Origin of the sequence: Paenibacillus sp. FSL F4-0243 (genome assembly GCF_037963295.1) — a bacterium.
In the GTDB taxonomy this organism is placed as follows: Bacteria; Bacillota; Bacilli; order Paenibacillales; family Paenibacillaceae; genus Paenibacillus_AQ.
The window spans coordinates 5,544,779-5,564,407 of record NZ_CP150151.1 but is presented as its reverse complement, the minus strand read 5'-3'; the positions used below and the strand labels follow the sequence as shown (position 1 = coordinate 5,564,407).

General features: G+C 47.9%; 13 protein-coding genes and 1 other annotated feature. All 13 genes read left to right on the top strand.

Annotated elements, in window-relative coordinates; genetic code table 11:
• Positions 1 to 863: 863 nt before the first annotated feature.
• The 13 genes from hemA (at position 864) to NSS87_RS24745 (ending at position 19,618) form a co-directional block, all read left to right on the top strand.
• On the top strand, positions 864 to 2,261 hold the full coding sequence (gene hemA / locus NSS87_RS24805; protein WP_339243298.1) for a glutamyl-tRNA reductase: 1,398 nt from the start codon (positions 864 to 866) through the stop codon (positions 2,259 to 2,261).
• A gap of 5 nt (positions 2,262 to 2,266) precedes the next feature.
• Positions 2,267 to 3,094 carry a cytochrome c biogenesis protein CcsA gene (gene ccsA / locus NSS87_RS24800; RefSeq protein WP_339248661.1) on the top strand — a complete coding sequence of 276 codons (828 nt, stop codon included), beginning with the start codon at positions 2,267 to 2,269 and terminating at the stop codon, positions 3,092 to 3,094.
• Positions 3,095 to 3,099: 5 nt separating this feature from the next.
• Positions 3,100 to 3,747, top strand: coding sequence for an NAD(P)-dependent oxidoreductase (locus NSS87_RS24795; protein WP_339243297.1), 648 nt, complete (start codon positions 3,100 to 3,102; stop codon positions 3,745 to 3,747).
• Between the two features lie 500 nt (positions 3,748 to 4,247).
• Positions 4,248 to 5,201: a hydroxymethylbilane synthase gene (gene hemC, locus NSS87_RS24790; protein WP_042191205.1), complete on the top strand. Its 954-nt coding sequence runs from the start codon at positions 4,248 to 4,250 to the stop codon at positions 5,199 to 5,201.
• Positions 5,202 to 5,206: 5 nt separating this feature from the next.
• Entirely contained in the window at positions 5,207 to 6,754 is a 1,548-nt protein-coding gene (gene cobA / locus NSS87_RS24785) for a uroporphyrinogen-III C-methyltransferase (protein WP_339243296.1), read from the top strand.
• A gap of 222 nt (positions 6,755 to 6,976) precedes the next feature.
• A complete protein-coding gene (hemB, locus tag NSS87_RS24780) occupies positions 6,977 to 7,975 on the top strand; it encodes a porphobilinogen synthase (RefSeq protein ID WP_042191201.1) in 999 nt (332 codons plus the stop codon).
• 42 nt (positions 7,976 to 8,017) lie between these two features.
• Positions 8,018 to 9,319: a glutamate-1-semialdehyde 2,1-aminomutase gene (gene hemL, locus NSS87_RS24775; protein ID WP_339243295.1), complete on the top strand. Its 1,302-nt coding sequence runs from the start codon at positions 8,018 to 8,020 to the stop codon at positions 9,317 to 9,319.
• Positions 9,316 to 10,251 (top strand): RluA family pseudouridine synthase, encoded by a 936-nt coding sequence (locus NSS87_RS24770; RefSeq protein WP_339243294.1) that lies wholly within the window; start codon positions 9,316 to 9,318, stop codon positions 10,249 to 10,251. Before hemL ends, NSS87_RS24770 begins: the two co-directional genes overlap by 4 nt.
• Positions 10,252 to 10,612: 361 nt before the next feature.
• The gene (locus NSS87_RS24765) at positions 10,613 to 11,983 is read left to right on the top strand and encodes a LysM peptidoglycan-binding domain-containing protein (protein WP_339243293.1); all 1,371 of its coding nucleotides are present in this window, start codon (positions 10,613 to 10,615) and stop codon (positions 11,981 to 11,983) included.
• A gap of 341 nt (positions 11,984 to 12,324) precedes the next feature.
• Positions 12,325 to 12,608: a binding site (T-box leader), on the top strand.
• A gap of 155 nt (positions 12,609 to 12,763) precedes the next feature.
• Complete coding sequence (locus tag NSS87_RS24760) at positions 12,764 to 15,400, top strand: valine--tRNA ligase (protein ID WP_339248660.1); 2,637 nt, start codon at positions 12,764 to 12,766, stop codon at positions 15,398 to 15,400.
• A gap of 5 nt (positions 15,401 to 15,405) precedes the next feature.
• Positions 15,406 to 16,782, top strand: a complete 1,377-nt coding sequence (locus NSS87_RS24755; RefSeq protein WP_339243292.1) for a folylpolyglutamate synthase/dihydrofolate synthase family protein — start codon at positions 15,406 to 15,408, stop codon at positions 16,780 to 16,782.
• A 6-nt stretch (positions 16,783 to 16,788) separates the two neighbouring features.
• A complete protein-coding gene (gene murC / locus NSS87_RS24750; protein ID WP_042191191.1) occupies positions 16,789 to 18,168 on the top strand; it encodes a UDP-N-acetylmuramate--L-alanine ligase in 1,380 nt (459 codons plus the stop codon).
• Positions 18,169 to 18,451: 283 nt separating this feature from the next.
• Positions 18,452 to 19,618 carry a GGDEF domain-containing protein gene (locus tag NSS87_RS24745; protein ID WP_339243291.1) on the top strand — a complete coding sequence of 389 codons (1,167 nt, stop codon included), beginning with the start codon at positions 18,452 to 18,454 and terminating at the stop codon, positions 19,616 to 19,618.
• The last annotated feature ends 11 nt before the right edge of the window (positions 19,619 to 19,629 follow it).

Genomic DNA, 19,629 nt, shown 5'->3' with positions numbered 1-19,629 from the left:
TATTAGATTTTGGTTTTTATTAGGTCTGAGTAGTTGTTTATCTTCGATCCAATCATTCGGCAACACATTTCTAGTTCTGGTGTTGCAGGGAGACTGCGCACCAAGAGAATACGAATTCTAATATAATAAATCCCTTCTTCACACTAAGATGGTTTGTTAATCTTAGTGTGACATTTCGGCTGAAAAACTCTGTAATCTAATCTTTAGTCGAGTTATTTGTGGAGGCGGTTGTAAATCAGTTGGTTTCATTGGCTGGTCGTTTACTCTTATCCCTGCCTTCACGTTGTGAATGACTTACAAGCTTGCAAAGCAATAGAATCCTAAACAACAGTACTTGTTGCCATTTGGAAGAAACCCTGGGGTATTGACTGTGTCCCTCCCACCAAATACTTTGAAAAAAATTATGAATGTTGCTAATGCAACTCCATGAGGAAGTAATTAAGTGTTTTTAGAGGGGAATTACCATCTCAAGCATAATGCGCTGGTTTTCACGATGGTTTAAAGGATTATAAGGAGAAGTAATAAGGTAAGTCAGAGTCTAAAGGTATTTAAAAAGGTCGAGATCCTTCCTAATGTTTATAGACCTTATATAGAACAGTTAGATGTGTAAACTCCCCTAGACTCACAACCTAATAATTAATCACAAAATAACCCATCCTAACCGTAGCGAACCTGCGGTTTTTTATTTATAATAATTATTATCTGGATTTCATAAAGCGTTCAAAAAATCTGTAAAAAGTCGTATTTTCGTGTGATATACTTAACACAGTGTTTTGAGATGTTGTGAAAGTGAATATTATGTAAAATATTCTTTAATATAACTGTACACAGTAATGAATAGAGACTAGGATGGTGAACTATCGATGCACATCGTCGTCGTTGGCCTGAATTATCGTACGGCTCCCGTGGAGGTTAGGGAACAGTTTGCTTTTGCGGAGAGTGATCTTCCGGCAGCGCTTCATCAATTGATGAAGACGAAGGGTGTGCTGGAAGGGGTCGTAGTAGCCACTTGCAACCGTACGGAAATTTATGTGGTCATGGACCGCCTTCATATGGGAGGGTATTTCCTCCGCGGTTTTATGGAGCAGTGGTTTGGAGTGAAAAATGAGCAATTTGCACAGCATATGTATATATATGAAGACGAGCAGGCGATTGCGCATTTGTTCCGCGTGACCTGCGGCCTGGATTCCATGGTGATTGGCGAGACGCAGATCCTGGGACAGGTGCGAAGTTCTTTTCTCACGGCTCAGGCTGAGGGTGTAACTGGAACTTGGTTCAATCGGCTATTTAAACAAGCGGTGACACTCGGCAAAAGAGCACATAGTGAAACGTCAATCGGCGAAAGCGCAGTATCTGTCAGTTATGCGGCAGTGGAGCTGGGCAAGCGGATTTTTGGCATGTTCACTGGTAAAAGAGTACTGATTCTGGGCGCCGGCAAAATGAGCGAGCTCACTGTAAAGCATCTATATAGTAGTGGTGCGGCTGAGGTGATTGTCGCTAACCGTACGCTGTCGCGTGCGATTGAACTGGCAGAGAAGTTCTCGGGTAAGCCAAGCACGATTGAAGATGCGCTAAAATCTCTTAATGAGGTAGATATCGTGATCAGCTCGACGGGAGCTGATGGGTATGTACTTTCGGCAGATCAGGTAGCGAATGCTATGAAGCGTCGCCCTTCGCGGCCGCTTTTTATGATTGATATAGCTGTACCCCGTGATATTGATCCTGCAGCGGCTAATGTGCCAGATGTTTTTTTGTATGATATTGACGATCTGGAGGGCATTGTGGAGAGTAACCTGGAAATGCGTCGGAGTGAAGCTGCGAAGATTGAAGTGATGATCGGTGAGGAAATGGATGAGTTCCAGCTGTGGCTTAAGACGCTTGGCGTGAGACCGGTAATTCGGGCGCTTCAAGATAAGTCGAATGCGATTCATGAGGAAACGATGGAGAGTCTGTTCAATAAGCTGCCTGAGCTGGACGAGCATCAGCGCAAGGTGATTCGTCGTTTGACCAAAAGCATTGTGAACCAGATGATGCATGATCCAATCAATGTAATTAAAGAGATGTCCGGTGGTAAGCAGGGGAATGAAGCTCTTGATTATTTCTCCAAAATCTTTGCGCTACAGGAACAGCTCGAATCTAATTCAGATGGCGGAGATTCCGCCCCGGTTAAGCAGTCTAGTTCCACAGAACGCACTGCCGGTAGCGGCGATTTTTCTGTGCCTAAGACGGTGCTTGCTCCGGCAGGCCTGTTGGGTAGGTGAGTGATATGCAACTGCTGAACGGAATATATGATGCCGCTCTGCTGCTATATGCCCTGAGCCTGCTGTTTGTTTTCTCGGATTGCCTTTATCGCAACCCGAGTGGGAAGCGGTTAGGCACGGGGCTTCTTGTTGTTGTGGCTCTTTTGCAAGCTGCAGGACTGGGGATTCGTTTCTCCCAGGAGAAGGGACTGCCCATTTTCACACCTTATGATTTCTTGTTCTGGTTTGCATTTAGTATTGTGCTGACTTCGCTTGCGGTGGCTTTTACACGTGGAGGCGAGTTTACGATTCTGCTGCTTAGTGTGGCTGGATTCTGTGTTTTTCTCCTAAATCGGGTGTGGCTGACGGCGGGGGGACATACGCTTGAGACTTGGAGCTCGGTGTATGGCTGGTTGACAATGCATGTGATTTTGGCCAATTTGAGCTTTGCTGCACTGACACTTGGGACGGTATTTGCAATATTGTACTTATTCCTGCACACCAGACTCAAAAGCAAGCAATGGAGTGACCGGATTCGTCGTTTACCGAACTTAGAGACTACAGATAAATATTCTTACACCGCTATTCTGGTGGGGACTCCTTTGCTGGCAATCTCTCTGGTGGTGGCTAGCTTATCTATTGTTTCTGAGGGACGGACACTATTATTGAAGGATTTAAAAGTACTAACGACACTTATTGGCCTTGGAATTTACATATTTTATATTATCTTTAAGAAATCCGGGCGGAAAAGTGGAGTAAGTATGGCTCGCTGGGCGATTTTAGGATATGCTTTTATTATCTTGAATTTTTTGTTGAATTCTTTATCTGGTTTTCACGGTTGGAGCGGGGAGTGAAGAGCATGACTCGGTATTTGCCCATAATGCTAGATTGTGAAAAGCAACAGGTTGTGGTTATTGGCGGTGGTGCCGTGGCTGAACGGAAGGTGAGTGGGCTACTGGAAGCTGGAGCGGTGGTTAAGATGATTAGTCCCTCTTTGACAGATACGCTTGCCTCTCTAGTGAAAAAGGGTCTCATGACCTGGCATGACCGCCCTTATGCTCCCGGAGATCTCCGTGGGGCCTTTCTCGTATATGCAGCCACTAACGATAGAACGGTTAATGAAGAGGTTGCGCAGGAGTCTAGGCGACTTGGCATTCATGTGAATGTGGCTAGCCATGCGGAAGCGGGGGATTTTATCACGCCCGGAGTTGTACGTAGGGGGCGTTTGACGGTAGCTGTATCTACTTCGGGTGCTGGTCCGTTTGCGGCTGCGAAGATTAAAAGTGTGCTTGAAGAGGCGCTGGATGCGGCGTATGAGCCATATTTGGATTTTGTACATACCATGCGAACCCGGATTAAGGAACAAGAATCTTCTGCTGAAGTTCGTGGCAGACTTTTGCGGAAGCTTGGGACGCTCGATGTGTTGAATGAAATGAGAAACGGTAGCTTTATCGCGTGGAGCCCGGAGGATATGGATGCTTGGATTGCTGATCATCGGGCGGAGTAAAAGTGCGCGTGGACACTGTGAAGATTACAAAATTAGGTTAGATTAATGATATGAATACGGCTAAAGTGGCTGAGATGGTCGAAAGAGCGGTATAAGTACCGTTGAATTGGGCTGGAGTGGCTGGAATGTCGAAAGAACGGTATAAGTACCGATGAAAATGGCTTAAGTAGCTGAAATGGTCGAAAGAGCGGTATAAATCCCGTTGAATTGGGCTGAAGTGGCTGAAATGATCGAAAAAGCGGTAAAAGTACCGTTGAAATGGGCTGAAGTAGCTGAAATGATCAAATAAGCGGTAAAAGTACCGTTGAATTGGGCTTGAGTGACTGGAATGGTCGAAAGAGCGGCAAAAATACCCCTAAATTGAGCTATAACGGACGAAGGAGCTAAATAAAGGGCACAAATGCCCTTTAATAGTGCGGAGTAGCTTTTGGTTAGTTTGGATTACTATATACGGTCTATGGTGAAGAGTAAGAGGCAGACGTAATCAGGAGGAATGGACAATGCGTAAGATTATTGTTGGGAGTAGACAGAGTGCGCTTGCGTTGACGCAGACAGGGCACGTGATTGCGGATCTGGAGCGACTGAGCGAGGAGCATGGTTTTGGATTCACTTTTGAGGTGAAAAAGATTGTTACCAAAGGGGACCGTATCCTAGATGTCACCTTGTCCAAGGTAGGCGGCAAAGGGTTGTTCGTGAAGGAAATCGAGCAAGCGATGCTGGACGAAGAAATCGACATGGCGGTGCACAGCATGAAGGACATGCCCTCCGAGCTGCCGGAGGGGCTGATCAACGGTGCTGTGCCGAAGCGCGTCGATCCGCGCGATGCACTGATCTCTAACGGAGGCGTCTCGCTAGACGAGTTGCCTCAGGGCGCACGCGTAGGCACAAGCAGCCTACGCCGCTCCAGCCAGCTAGCTGCGCTGCGGCCTGATCTGGTCATTGAGCCCGTGCGCGGCAACATTGACTCGCGGTTGGGCAAGCTGGAGAGCGGCGAATACGACGCGATCCTGCTTGCAGCAGCGGGGCTGTCGCGCATGGGCTGGCAGGATCGCGTCAGCGCCTACCTGCCGCCGGAAGTTTGCCTGCCCGCTGTAGGGCAGGGCGCACTCGGCATCGAGTGCCGCGCAGATGACGCCGACCTGCGGAAGCTGCTGGCGTTATATAACGACGCCGATACAGCGTTGACGGTGGCGGCGGAGCGCACGTTCCTTGGCGTGCTGAACGGCGGCTGCCAAGTGCCGATTGGTGCTCATGCGGTGCTTGACGCAGCCGCGGAAGCCACTACTGCGGAGCACAAAATAATCTCCTTAACCGGAATGGTGGGAACACCTGACGGTTCAACGATTTTGAAAGAAACTTGCACTGGGGTAGATCCAGTACAGCTCGGTGAAGAAGTCGCTAAGAAGCTGATCGCAAGAGGAGCGGAGAAGATACTGTCAGACGTTAGGGGATGAGGGGATTGACGGGGAAGGTTTATTTGGTAGGTGCAGGTCCCGGGGACGCAAAGCTGATTACTGTAAAAGGCCTCGAGTGTATTCGAAAAAGCGACGTGCTGGTGTATGATCGGCTGGCAAGTCCTAGATTGCTGAAATGCATGAAGCCCGGCGGCGAGAAGATTTATGTTGGTAAGCTGCCGGATCGCCACACGATGAAGCAGGAAGAGATTAATCAATTGTTAGTTGATCTGGCTTTACAGGGGAAAACAGTGGTGCGGCTGAAGGGTGGGGACCCTACGATTTTTGGCCGCGTAGGTGAAGAAGCGGAGCTGCTTCGCAAAAATGGGATCTATTACGAAATCGTACCGGGTATCACGTCGGCGATCAGCGTACCTGCTTATGCGGGTATACCTGTCACGCACCGCGATCATGCTTCTTCCCTGTCGATTATCACCGGACATGAGAGTCCAGATAAACTGGATCATTCCATTCATTGGGATAAAGTAACGAATGCCACGGGGACGTTAGTGTTCCTGATGGGCGTAGCTAAAATAGGATATATCAGCGCCCAGCTGATCAAGCATGGGCGTCCGCCAGAAACACCAGTGGCGCTGGTGCGCTGGGGTACTCGCGCAGATCAGGAGACACTGACGGGAACCCTCGCCGATATTGAGGCGAAGGTGAAGGCGGCGAATTTTCAGCCGCCGGCCGTCATCGTCGTTGGCGACGTGGTGCTGCAGCGTGAGCAGCTGAAGTGGGCCGAGGCGATGCCGTTATTCGGCAAACGCATCGTGGTGACACGGGCTCGGAGCCAAGCGAGCGAGCTGGTGGATATGATTGAGGAACTCGGCGGGGAACCCTACGAGTTCCCGGTGATCGAGACGATCATGCCGGAAGGCGCAGAGAAGAAGGAGAAGATTGTAGCGGCGTTTGGCGCGCTGGAATCGTACGACTGGGTATTCTTCACTAGCCCGAACGGCGTGGAGTTTTTTTGGCGCCACTTAGCGGAGCAGGGGGCGGACATTCGGGGGCTTCACCGCGCAAGGATTGCAGCGGTGGGGCCGGGTACAGCAGCCGCGCTGGCGCAGCGCGGGGTGATTGCTGAGGAGCTTCCGGCGAAGTTTCAGGCGGAGGGTCTGATTGAGAAGTTCGGTCCCCAGCTGCTGCCGGGGCAGAACGTGCTGTTGCCGCGCGGCGATCTGGGGCGCGACTGGCTGCCGGACAAGCTGAGAGAGCTTGGCCTTCAAGTCACAGACGTCGATACCTATGAGACGGTTGTGACGGGTGAGGATGACGACGAGCTGCTGAAGATGCTGGAGGAGGGGCGCGTTCACGCGGTGACTTTTACTAGTTCTTCAACGGTGCGCAATTTCATCCACATTCTTAAAAGAATGGGGCTCGAAGATCCACTCCCATTGCTAGCTAACGTGAAAATAGCCTGCATCGGGCCATTAACTGAGCAGACTGCCGTGGAAGCGGGGCTTACCCCGGGACTGCTACCTGAAGAAGCAACTATTAATAGTCTGGTGCAGGAACTCTGTCGCTGGAATGCGGAGACTAGGCTCAAGTAGTTTCATAGAGATAGGTGAGCAATAGCCCTATTAATATAAGTAACCTTAGACTGGTTGTAGTTTGTACAATAGAATCTCTTAAATTTAGAATCAATTCCAATTCTAAGTCTTTTCTATTGCACATTCTGCAATGAAATCAGATTGTTAACTAACTGGCAGTTAGACGGGCAAACTATAAATGTCCGTTGTGTCTATATATTTTATTTTCAGGAGGATGAACAAATGAGCTTTCCAATTACACGTCACCGTCGACTACGCGGTTCTGCTGGAATTCGTGGTATGGTGCGGGAGACAGTACTGAATGTGCTGGATTTTGTACAGCCTATATTTGTGACTTATGGAACAGGTGTGAAGAATGAGATTAGCTCGATGCCGGGCGTGTACCATTTTTCGCTGGATACTTTAAAAGCAGAAGTGGACGAGATTGCCGCACTAGGCATTCCGGCTGTACTGTTATTCGGGATTCCTGAAACGAAGGATGCAATCGGTTCTTCCGGTTTCGCAGAGGATGGAATTGTGCAAGAGGCTACTCGCTTGATCAAGCAGTGGTACCCTGAGCTGTTGGTCGTTGCAGATACCTGCCTTTGTGAATTTACGGATCACGGACATTGCGGGATGGTGCATACGCATACGGTAAACGGTGTGGTACACGGTGATGTCATCAACGATGCTTCGCTAGAGCTGTTGACCCGTACGGCGGTATCCCAAGCTAAAGCTGGAGCAGATATTATTGCACCTTCGAATATGATGGATGGATTCGTACACGCGATTCGTGCGGGACTAGATGAGAATGGCTTTGAACATGTGCCGATTATGTCGTATTCGGTCAAATATGCTTCGGCATTTTATGGCCCTTTCCGCGAAGCTGCGGATTCAGCGCCACAGTTCGGAAATCGCAAAACCTATCAAATGGACCCTGCCAATCTGCGCGAAGCGCTTCGTGAAGCAGAATCCGATGTGCTGGAAGGCGCAGATATGTTAATGGTGAAGCCGGCTCTGGCTTACTTGGACGTGATTCGTACGATCCGCGACCAGTTCGATTTGCCTCTTGTGGCTTACAATGTGAGTGGCGAATATTCCATGGTAAAAGCAGCAGCGCTACAAGGCTGGATTGACGAGCAAGCCGTTGTGCTGGAAATGCTGACTGGCATGAAACGGGCCGGAGCGGATATTATTATTACTTATTTCGCAAAAGATGCTGCGCGCTGGCTGCGTGGTTAATCTATACCTGTGTGACCAAGAACAGAATAGGAGTGAAGATAGATGAGTAATGAGCCAATGGCGCGTAAAGAGGAAGCGTCCCGCAAGGCTTTTGATGAAGCAAAACAATATATTCCCGGTGGGGTGAATAGCCCTGTACGGGCGTTCAAATCCGTAGGCTTGACTCCGATTTATGTGGATCATGGGATCGGCTCGCGTATTTATGATATCGACGGCAACAGCTTTATCGACTATGTATGCTCATGGGGACCGCTGATTATGGGTCATGCGCATCCTGAGGTTGTAAAGGCATTGCAGGAGACGGCGGTAAAAGGGACAAGCTTTGGTGCACCTACTTTACTTGAAACTGAAATGGCAAAAACGGTTGTCGAACGTGTAGCCTCTGTAGATATCGTACGTATGGTTAACTCCGGAACGGAAGCGACGATGAGTGCGATTCGTTTGGCACGTGGTTATACAGGACGCAGTAAAATTTTGAAGTTCGAAGGATCCTATCATGGTCACGCAGATAGTCTGCTTATTAAAGCGGGTTCCGGTGTAGCCACATTAGGTTTGCCGGACAGCCCAGGTGTTCCCGAAGGTGTGGCAGTAAATACAATTACAGTTCCATACAATGATTTGGAGTCCACTCAGATTGCTTTCGAACGTTTTGGCAGTGAGATTGCCGCAGTGATCGTAGAGCCGATTGCCGGCAACATGGGTGTTGTACCACCACTTCCGGGATTTCTGGAAGGACTTCGCAAGTTAACTTCAGACAATGGATCTTTGCTTATCTTTGATGAGGTAATGACAGGCTTCCGTGTCAATCGTGGCTGTGCTCAAGGCTTGTTCAACATTACTCCGGATATTACCTGCTTCGGCAAAGTTATCGGTGGAGGACTTCCAGTCGGCGCTTATGGCGGCAAAAGAGAGATTATGGAGCAAATCGCTCCTACGGGACCGATCTATCAGGCTGGCACACTTAGTGGTAATCCATTAGCGATGGCGGCAGGACTCACTACGCTGCAGCTACTGACATCGGAAGTTTATGATCGTCTGGAACAATTAGGGGCGCGTCTGGAGGCAGGCTTGAAAAAGAATGCAATCGAGACCGGTGTTCCGCTGACAATTAACCGCGTGGGCTCGATGGTCTGTCCGTTCTTCACGGAAGGACCAGTAACTAACTTTGAAACGGCCAAGACTAGCAACACGGATCTATTCCGTCGTTATTTTGGTCATATGCTGAGCCAAGGCATTAGCGTGCCACCTTCACAGTTTGAAGGCATGTTCGTGTCGGCTGCGCATAGTGAGCAGGATATTGATGATACCATTGAGGGCCACTATAATGCCCTGAAGGCCCTTTGAGTATTGGAGCCGGAGAAAGAACCGGTGGTGGAGCTTGGACTAGACGTGGGGAGTGGCTGGAAGTAACACCCGGCAAAATCATTACAGGAGCCGAGGATTCTGAAGCTGCAATTGATAAGTGGCTGCTGGAAACTGTAGGTATGCCTGAGAAGCTTCATCTGCGTCTGCGCCGCGAGGGGGGCATTCAGTGGAAGGGAGATCGACTGCGACTGGCACTTTTTCCGGATCGTGAAGCCGGCATTGAACCAGTATGGGAAGAGCTTGAAGTGTTGTATGAGGATGATTTTTGCTTGGTTGCGCACAAGCCGGCAGGCATGGCAGTTCATCCGGATGGCAGTGGCTTAGGTGTAACGCTGGATCATCTTGTAGCTGCGCATTATGTCGCCTCCGGTGATAGTGTAGCTGTAAGGCATATTCACCGACTGGACAAGGATACAACAGGTCCGGTGATGTACGCGAAGAATGAGTTCGCACAGCTTGTCCTAGACGAGAATATGCGTGACAAAAGCATCTCGCGGCTCTACGCCGCGATCGTCGAAGGCACAGTGCCGCCTACACTTAAAGTGATCGACGCGCCGATAGGACGCGATCGTCATCATGCGGCGCGGAGAAGAGTCTCACCCGGCGGACAGTCCGCCGTGACTCGAATCATCGGACGCGAAGCACTGCATGGCGGGAGCCTGGTGCATGTGCAGCTGGAGACCGGACGGACGCATCAGATTCGCGTCCATCTCAGCCATATGGGTCATCCCTTGTATGGGGATGCGCTATATGGCGGCCCGGTCTGGGCTTCCAGTGCCGCCGGCCGACATGCGCTCCATGGCGAGCTGCTGTCTTTCCGCCACCCTTGGAGCGGTGAACAACTGGAAGTAAGCGATCCGTGGCCGGAGGATATGCTTCAGCTGCGGGAGCTGCTGTCTGAAGCGCCTTGACGGCTTCGTTATAAACCTGAGAATCGTGGTATCAGCAAATGCTGGTATTACGGTTCTTTTTTTATCTATTTTTTCGTAGGGTATATAATTTTCTGTTTTTTCAGAAAGAAGCATCTATCTATGTCCTAATAGCAAAAGCAGCATATAATACTTTGTTCATGCGGAGTAGTTCATCTATTGGCCGGCAGATAGGTTTGAATGGTCCCTGAATTTATGAAATTAATAGCATCCTGTCCGGTTAGTGCCACCAAAGTTGTCATGCCTTTCTGTTTGAAGCATATACATGTGGGGAGTAACATTTTGGGCTTATGCTCTGGGCCTGTCTCAGGGTTAGATTATGCCAAGAAGGAGGACATATCCCGTGTTTGATCAGTCCCACGGCTTGCGGTTTGATATTTATGAACGCATTCACCTATCGGAAGAGCTTCCGGGAATAGCTGAGCTGGAGGAGGTTGAACTACTTCCGGAAATCCAGGTGATTCAGCGGGAGGATCGTGCCGAGTTATATGGTCAGCTGTTGCTTACCGGACTCTACCGGAGTGAAGATGACCGAACACAACGTCTGGAGCATGCTATTCCCGTAGAAATCACTGTTCCGCTTACACGCGTCAGCTCGATTGAAGATATCGGGGTGGAGATCGAGAATTTTGATATTGATCTGCTCACGATGCGCACAGTGAATATAACAGGCGTATTATCACTGCGGGGAATCGGTGGTGCGGAGCCTCAACCACAACCGGCCTGGCAGCAGGAAGAGTACACAGTTGCTTATTCCCCTCTCAGTGATGACAGGGTAATCGAAGCATCTGCAGAGAACCAAGAGCACGAAACTGATGCACTTTATGAAAATTCACAGTGGACCTTTGGCGAGGATGCATCGGAGGTTGCCGTAGAAGAACATGAGCATGCTGAAGCTAATGCAGACGCATCAGAGGCTCCACTGGTCTCAAGTGGAGCTGGTCATTCGTCCCCTATAGTGAATTTCTCATCCGCTCATGAGAAGGACAAGGGCGCGAAAGCTCGGACGCATAGTCTGGATTCGCAAACAGAGGATTCCAAAGCAGGAATAGCGGATTACTGGTTTAAAGCTGAGTCACAGAATGAAGCTGAGGCCACTCAGCTGAATCAAGTTAGCCTGGCGAGTCAAGCGGATCAGGAGCAAGAAGCTGAATATACTTTTGCTTCAAGAGAAACCGCTGTTCCAGCAGCTAATGCTGATGCGGATCAAGATATTGCCGTATTCGCTTCGGAAAACGAGGCCAATAATGAGCTTCATGCACAAGAAGAGAATGCTCAGCCGATTCACGAGAATACGAATGAAGTTTTTGTTTCTCAAGAGACTGTGCCACAGTCAGAGGAGAAGCAAGATCTTAAGATTGCGCTAGGAAGCAAGAAAGATGCTGAGGCTCCAGTCAAAGAACATCTCACCTTCTCTTCATTACTCAGCTCTAGTCGTTCTCGTAAAGAACAAGAGGCTCTCCTATCTGAAGGAAATGCATCGGCTGCAGCGATCATTCCAGAGGCCGGAAATAATACGGAGTGGAAGAGCAGATTCATTGCTGGAGCAGATGGCGCTAACCTATTCCGTAAGGTTCGCCTTTGCATCGTGCAGCGTGAAGAAACGCTGGATACAATCGCAGAGAAATATCAGCTAAGTGCGCGGGAGCTGGGAATGTATAATCGATTGTCTGGGCAGAGTGTAGAAGAAGGGCAAGTGTTGTACATTCCGTAATTGAATTACAATGCGTACTCATATGAATAGGTGAATCCCGATCTGATAGTAGATCGGGATTTTTGTCAAATATAAGAATATATAAGTTTCACGTTATACATTATCCTTATATTTCTCAAATAAACGCTTACCCTCCGTAAAAGGATGTCGAAGGCGTTTATTCTTGTGTGACCGGAGAACGTTAGAATGTGGGGTATCTAACCAACGCAGAGTGATGAATCGAATGAAAATTCGACATATGCACGCTATAAGTCGAAATTCCGCTTAAAGTCCCGCTGTAGAAGCCTATTCAGGTTGACTAGGGATGACTCAAAATGTATTATGGAGTAAGCAATATCTAAGTAAAGACTGGGAACGGGAAGAGTAGGCGGTCAGCCCTTCAGAGAGCGGAATGCAAGTGCTGTGACATTCCGTAGGATACAGCCACCGAAGTCGCCCCGGAGTCGCCCTTCTGAGCTTGTCTTCATGGATATGAAAGATAAGTTAGGATGTGGCCGGTAGCAGCCGTTATCTGTACGAGTGTCGCGCTAAGCTTCTGAACCGTAAGGTGAAAGAAGTGCAGGTTTATTTTTCATTGGCGCGAAACAAAGGTGGTACCGCGAAAGAATGGCCTTTCGTCCTTTGAGACGAGGGGTCTTTTTGTTTTTTAGAAACCAACTACAAGTAACCAAGTGGAGGTATCAAAGAATGGCTGACCAAAACAATCTAACAGCGGCAGAGTTGCCGAACTTGCAAGATACAGCGGCAGATGCTGCCGCTGCAAATGATTCTAAGAATGAAATGCCAACCACGTATGATCCGAAATCGGCAGAAACCAAGTGGTATTCCTATTGGACAGAGGGTGGATATTTCCGTGCAGGCGGGCGTCCAGATGCAAAAGCATACAGCATTGTAATCCCGCCACCAAACGTAACGGGAATGCTGCACATTGGTCATGCGCTTGATTTTACGCTTCAGGATATCCTGATTCGTACAAAACGGATGCAAGGCTTCGACACGTTGTGGCTACCAGGTACGGACCATGCCGGTATCGCAACGCAGACAAAGGTAGAGCAAAAGCTGCGTGAGCAGGGAATTTCTAGACATGATCTCGGCCGCGAGAAGTTCCTGGAGCAGGTGTGGGACTGGAAAGATAAATATGCGAACACCATTCATGAGCAGTGGGCTAAGATGGGGCTTTCCCTTGACTATTCCCGCGAACGTTTTACCCTGGATGAAGGGTTGTCGAAAGCTGTACGCGAGGTATTCGTTAAGCTCTATAATAAAGGCTTGATCTACCGCGGCAAACGCATTATCAACTGGGACCCGGCGGCTCGTACAGCATTGTCGGATATCGAGGTTGAATATAAAGAAGTTAATGGTCACTTGTATCATCTGCGTTACCCGCTCAAAGACGGTAGCGGATTTATTACAGTAGCGACCACACGTCCGGAGACCATGCTGGGTGATACAGCGGTTGCTGTTCATCCGGAAGATGATCGTTATAAAGATCTGATCGGCAAAACGTTGATCCTGCCGATTATTGGCCGTGAGATTCCGATTATCGCTGATGATTATGTAGACAAAGAGTTTGGTAGTGGTGCGGTTAAGATTACACCAGCTCATGATCCGAATGACTTCGAGATGGGTCAACGTCACAATTTACCGCAGATTAACGTAATGGATGAGAGCGGTACGATGAATGAAGAAGCAGGACCTTACCAAGGTCAAGACCGGAGTGTATGTCGTAAGGCCATTACTGCTGACCTGAAGGAGCAAGGTGTGCTGATCAATATCGAAGATCATGTGCATCAAGTAGGACACAGTGAACGCTCTGGAGCGGTTGTTGAGCCGTACTTGTCCACACAATGGTTTGTAAAGATGCAGCCACTGGCTGAAGCTGCCATCAATGCACAGAAGGATGGGAACGGGGTTAACTTTGTACCGGACCGTTTCGAGAGAACTTACCTGAACTGGATCGAGAACGTACGTGATTGGTGTATTTCCCGTCAGCTGTGGTGGGGACATCGTATTCCAGCATGGTATTCCGAGTCTACTGGTGAATTGGTTGTGGCAAATGACGAGGAAGAAGCGCGCCGGATCAGTGGTCTAACCGACTTGAAACAGGACGAAGATGTACTGGATACCTGGTTTAGCTCTAATCTGTGGCCTTTTGCCACACTAGGATGGCCAGATGAGAACAGTGCAGATTTCAAACGCTATTATCCGAACGATGTGCTCGTAACAGGCTACGATATTATTTATTTCTGGGTAGCGCGGATGATCTTCTCAGCTCTTGAATTTACCGGAGAAAAACCTTTCTCAGATGTATTGATGCATGGTTTGGTACGGGATTCCGAAGGTCAAAAAATGTCCAAATCACTCGGGAATGGCGTAGACCCCCTTGAAGTAATCGAGAAGTATGGCGCAGATGCAATGCGTTACATGATTTCTACCGGAAGTACAGCTGGACAGGATCTACGCTTCCGTTGGGAAAAGGTTGAGCAGGCACGTAATTTCGCCAATAAGATCTGGAATGCATCACGCTTCGCGTTGATGAATTTGGAAGGCGTAAGCTTTGAAAATATTGACATTTCGGGTGAGCTAAGTACTGCTGATCGCTGGATTTTGCACCGTCTGAACGAAACTTCTCGTGAGATTACGCGTCTAATTGACTCGTACGAGTTCGGTGAGACCGGTCGCCAGCTGTACAACTTCATTTGGGACGATCTATGTGACTGGTATATTGAGTTCGCGAAGCTGTCACTTTACGGATCAGACGCCGCGGCCAAAGCGAAGACACAGTCTGTACTTGCCTATGTACTAGACCGCACAATGCGCTTGATTCATCCGTTTATGCCGTTTATTTCGGAAGAAATCTGGCAGCACCTTCCGCATGAAGGGGAGACGATTACGCTGGCTGCATGGCCGGAGTATGATGCTGCTCTGGAGAATCCGCAAGCCGTAGCGGAAATGAACCTGCTGATGGATGTAATCCGGGCCGTTCGTAATATCCGGGCTGAAGTGAATGTACCGATGAGCAAAAAGGTTGAATTGATCATCAAAGCGGGTAATGAAGAGACGCTGAGTATTATCACCCGTAACGACAACTACATTGGACGCTTCTGTAATACGTCTTCCTTCGAAGCTGGCCTGAATCCAGAAACGCCGGATAAGGTAATGTCCGCTGTAGTAACAGGAGCAGAACTGCTTCTGCCATTGTCGGGACTCATTGATATTGAACAAGAAATCGCTCGTCTGGAAAAAGAAGTGCAGACGCTGAACAGCGAAGTAGAACGCGTAGAGAAAAAGCTGAGCAATCAAGGCTTCGTGGCCAAAGCTCCTGCTAAAGTTATCGAAGAGGAACGGGCGAAGCAGGCAGATTATTCTGCTAAACGTGAGAAAGTACTTGCCCGCATCGCAGAGCTGAGAGGATAAGAGACATGGATGACCTAAATCGGGGCGGAAGTACCGCCCCTCTTGCGACATACACCGAAGCGGTTGATTGGATCAAGAGCCTAATCCCTTTTGGGATACGGCCAGGTTTAGATAGAATCGAGATGTTGATGGACAAGCTGGGAAATCCGCACCGTCGGCTGAAGTTTATTCATGTGGCGGGTACGAACGGCAAAGGTTCAACTTGTGCTTTTTTGACTAGTGCACTTATACAAAGCGGCTATTCAGTAGGCACCTTTACATCTCCGTATATTACAAAGTTCACGAACAGGTTCCAATATAATAATACGGACATCTCTGAAGAAACGCTTGTCGAGCTGGTTAACCAATTACGTCCACTAGTCCAAGAAATTTCGGAAACGGAGTTTGGCTCACCTACGATGTTCGAGGTAACTACAGCTGTAGCCATTCTATTTTTTGCGGGCGTCTCTTGTCCTGATGTTGTCGTATGGGAGACCGGGCTTGGGGGAAGGCTGGATGTAACGAACATCGTGACTCCGATTGTTTCTGTGATTACTAATGTTGGTCATGATCACATGGATATTTTGGGAGATACGCTAGAGAAGATTGCAATGGAGAAAGCCGGAATTATTAAGACGGGCGTACCTGTTGTTAGCTGCGTAACTCAGCCGGAAGTCGTAGCGGTTCTGAAAGAGAAAGCAGCGGCTTGCCGCTCTACTCTTTATCTTGCCGGAGAAGATTTTAGCTATGAGGCTAATGAAATCCGTGAGGATGTGCAGACTTTTCATTTTAAGGGTCCCTTTCGTTCGCTTGAACTTGGGATTGTAATGAAAGGCGAGCACCAGATTAGCAATGCGGCAGCTGCCATGATGGTACTTGAGGTTCTGCGTCAGTATATGGCCTTTATGCTTGAGGATGAAGATGTGCTTGAAGGTTTGCGCCACGCATTCTGGGCTGGAAGGCTGGAAGAGGTAAGCAAGTCTCCAAGGATTGTACTGGACGGAGCACATAATCCGGAAGGTGCGGAGAGTCTTGCAAAAAGTCTGCCTCAGCTCTATCAATACGGTAAATTAAATTTACTTATGGGAATGCTGTCAAATAAGCATCATGAATCCTACTTTAAGCATATACTGCCTATAGTGGATACGCTCATCCTGACCGAACCGGATTTCCAGAACAAAATGGACGTGGAGAATCTGCAAGTTATCGCAGAAAGTCTGCGGGAGAAATATGCCAAGGAAAACTTGGCAATCATAGTAGAACATAATTGGGGAAAAGCGCTGCAGCTACTGAAGTCGATTACAGCGGAGGATGACCTTGCCGTCGTATCTGGTACGCTGTATTTAATCTCTGACGTACGCGGTACACTTTTGCAGCAACCCGATACTGAAAAAGGCTGGTGACGACTGTTGGATACTACTGAACGTGTGCATTTTATAGGGATCGGCGGCTACGGAATGAGCGCGATTGCCCGGGTAATGCTAGAAATGGGATATACAGTTACGGGCTCCGATGTGGCTGCCCAAGAATTAACGGATAAATTGATTGCTAAAGGTGCCAAGATTTATATCGGGCATACAGCAGAACAAGTAAAAGGTGCGGATCTAGTCGTATACTCTACGGCTTTGTCTAGTGATAATGTGGAATGGGTGGAAGCTGAGCGTCTTAAGATTCCAATTCTGCATCGTTCGCAAATGTTAGCCCGTTTATTGAATGAACGTAAAGGGGTAGCCGTTGCTGGAGCACACGGGAAAACTACCACCTCCTCCATGATTGCACTTGTGATGGAAGAGTGCGACGTTGATCCAACGTATATTATCGGTGGAGAGATTATGAATGTAGGTACGAATGCAAAGGCGGGACAAGGTGAGTTTGTAGTAGCGGAAGCGGATGAGAGTGATGGCTCTTTCCTGCACTATCACCCTTGGCTTGGGATCGTTACGAATGTTGAAGCGGATCACTTGGAAAATTACGACGGAGACTTTAACCGTCTTAAAGCTGCATACGTGCAGTTCATGAACCAAACGCGCGAAGATGGAACTGCTATAGTATGCGCTGATGACGAGAATGTGATCTCTCTTTTACCTGAAGTAACAGGTAAGGTGATTACTTATGGCATCAAGTCGAACACTGCAGATTATATTGCCACTGATATCGTTCTAGGCGATCGTCAGGTATCGTACACGATGAATCATAATGGAGAAGTGCTTGGACGGATTGAACTCTCTGTTCCCGGACAGTACAATCTTTATAATTCAATGGCAGCGGTAATCGCTTGTTTGAAATCAGGGATTTCTTTCGAGAAAATCGCTGAAGCGATTGTGAAATTCCATGGTGCGAAGCGCCGTTTTCAAGTGCTCGGAGAAGTCAATGACATTCTGGTCATTGATGATTATGCGCATCATCCTACAGAGATTCAGGCAACGATCAGTGCTGCCAAGGCAACAGGAAAACGGATTATTGCGGTATTCCAGCCTCAGCGCTATACACGTACTTTCTTCCTGTTAGATGCTTTCAGCCGTGCCTTTAGCGAAGCCGACGAAGTCATCATCACCGATATTTACTCTCCGGCTGGAGAGAAACAGATCGAAGGTGTTACTTCTGCGAAGCTGGTTGAGCTAATTGTTAAGAACAGTAATGCGGGCGCGAGACATCTGCCAACCAAAGAAGATGTTCTAGCTGATCTGACACCTCGTATTGCTCCAGGTGATCTGGTGATTACGATGGGCGCAGGCGATATCTGGAAGGTCGGATACGCACTGGCAGACGGGTTGAAGAAGAAGCATTAAGTTTACAAGTTGAGGCTAAATCGAGGATATTTATATTCTCTATTCAATAGCACTTCCCCAAAATTTCGTTCAGATAATCCTTGTGTTTATCTGAAGGGAGTTTAGAGGGAAGTGTTTTTTTTGGTATTGTTAACGTATTTACTGATATAGTTATAAAGTGCTATAGTGCTGTCAGAAGAGGATCGATTTTTCAACGTATATTTGGGATCCCCACAAAGTACCTGAATACGTTATCGAAGCAAAGCCGCACTTTGGGGGGATATTTTCGCATAGGTGGTGACGTATGAGCTCCCTGCTTGAAATTAGAACACTGATTTATTTGTTTATTTTCGGAAATTTATTTATATTGCTGCTTATAACCAATTATCGAAGTACCGCTGTTAAAGATACAGCCTCCACCTTGTTCATCCGATCAAAGGAAGTGCAGCTACTCTTTTGGTGTTCGGTTTTATTATGGGATTATCTCCCTCATGCGTTGTCCATTCCGCTTAGCAATGCTCTGATCCTTGGAGGGTGCTGTCTAGAAATTACAGCGTTACTGCTGATGATGGGAGTACTGGGGCCAAAAATAAAGCGATATTACATCATCCTTTCGGTATTGAGCATAATTAGTTTTAGTATCATCGCATTATTTTTTAATCATTCCAACTTGCGCATCGCTTGTACTTCACTTTGGTCTATACTATTTATAGTTTATCCAGCTTATCATCTAACTGTGAATAAAAAGGCTACCCCTCTTCAAAAAATATTAGGCGTATTATTTTATGTATTTGCAGCGATTATGCTGATGCGGGCGCTTGTTGCATTGATTTGGGAGCCCGAGATGAATGTGTTCTCAACAAATCTCACGCAATATTTGTATTATTTGGGGATGTATTTATTATTTATCGTAGGGGCTGCCGGTTATATTCTTCTCTCAAATGAGCATTCCTTCGTCAAACTAAAAAGAATAGCCAGTTATGATGATTTGACGGGGATCCTAAACCGTGGAGCATTTCTTCAGGAAGCGGAGATAAAGCTTAAAAAGGCATTTCGGGCGCAGGAGTACTTCTCATTTTTGCTATTGGATTTGGATTATTTTAAACAGGTCAACGATACTTATGGTCATGATACCGGTGACATTGTGCTGGAAGAGTTCGCATCGACGATTAAAGATAATCTCGGAAATGGCGATTTGTTTGGCAGACTAGGGGGCGAGGAATTCGCAGTCATACTCTGTGGGGTAGATGAGCAGAGCTGCGACCAGAAAGCTGAAGCGCTTCGTGAGGCGATAATGAATACTTCCACTAATAAGGTTCAACAGGGGTACACAGTTAGTATAGGTGTAATTACGATCATGCCAGATCAGGAGATTTCGATAAATAAGTTGTACAAGCTAAGCGACAAGGCATTATATCAGGCCAAACAAGAGGGAAGAAATAGAGTCATCAGATACCGATATGTATACTGAGAGTCAGGAAT

Excerpts from the sequence above, each read along its gene's own strand:
- NSS87_RS24745 (WP_339243291.1), top strand. The coding sequence starts at position 18,452 with ATGAGCTCCCTGCTTGAAATTAGAACACTGATTTATTTGTTTATTTTC.
- hemA (WP_339243298.1), top strand. The coding sequence starts at position 864 with ATGCACATCGTCGTCGTTGGCCTGAATTATCGTACGGCTCCCGTGGAG.
- NSS87_RS24760 (WP_339248660.1), top strand. The coding sequence starts at position 12,764 with ATGCCAACCACGTATGATCCGAAATCGGCAGAAACCAAGTGGTATTCC.
- NSS87_RS24795 (WP_339243297.1), top strand. The coding sequence starts at position 3,100 with ATGACTCGGTATTTGCCCATAATGCTAGATTGTGAAAAGCAACAGGTT.
- ccsA (WP_339248661.1), top strand. The coding sequence starts at position 2,267 with ATGCAACTGCTGAACGGAATATATGATGCCGCTCTGCTGCTATATGCC.
- hemC (WP_042191205.1), top strand. The coding sequence starts at position 4,248 with ATGCGTAAGATTATTGTTGGGAGTAGACAGAGTGCGCTTGCGTTGACG.
- hemL (WP_339243295.1), top strand. The coding sequence starts at position 8,018 with ATGAGTAATGAGCCAATGGCGCGTAAAGAGGAAGCGTCCCGCAAGGCT.
- NSS87_RS24755 (WP_339243292.1), top strand. The coding sequence starts at position 15,406 with ATGGATGACCTAAATCGGGGCGGAAGTACCGCCCCTCTTGCGACATAC.
- hemB (WP_042191201.1), top strand. The coding sequence starts at position 6,977 with ATGAGCTTTCCAATTACACGTCACCGTCGACTACGCGGTTCTGCTGGA.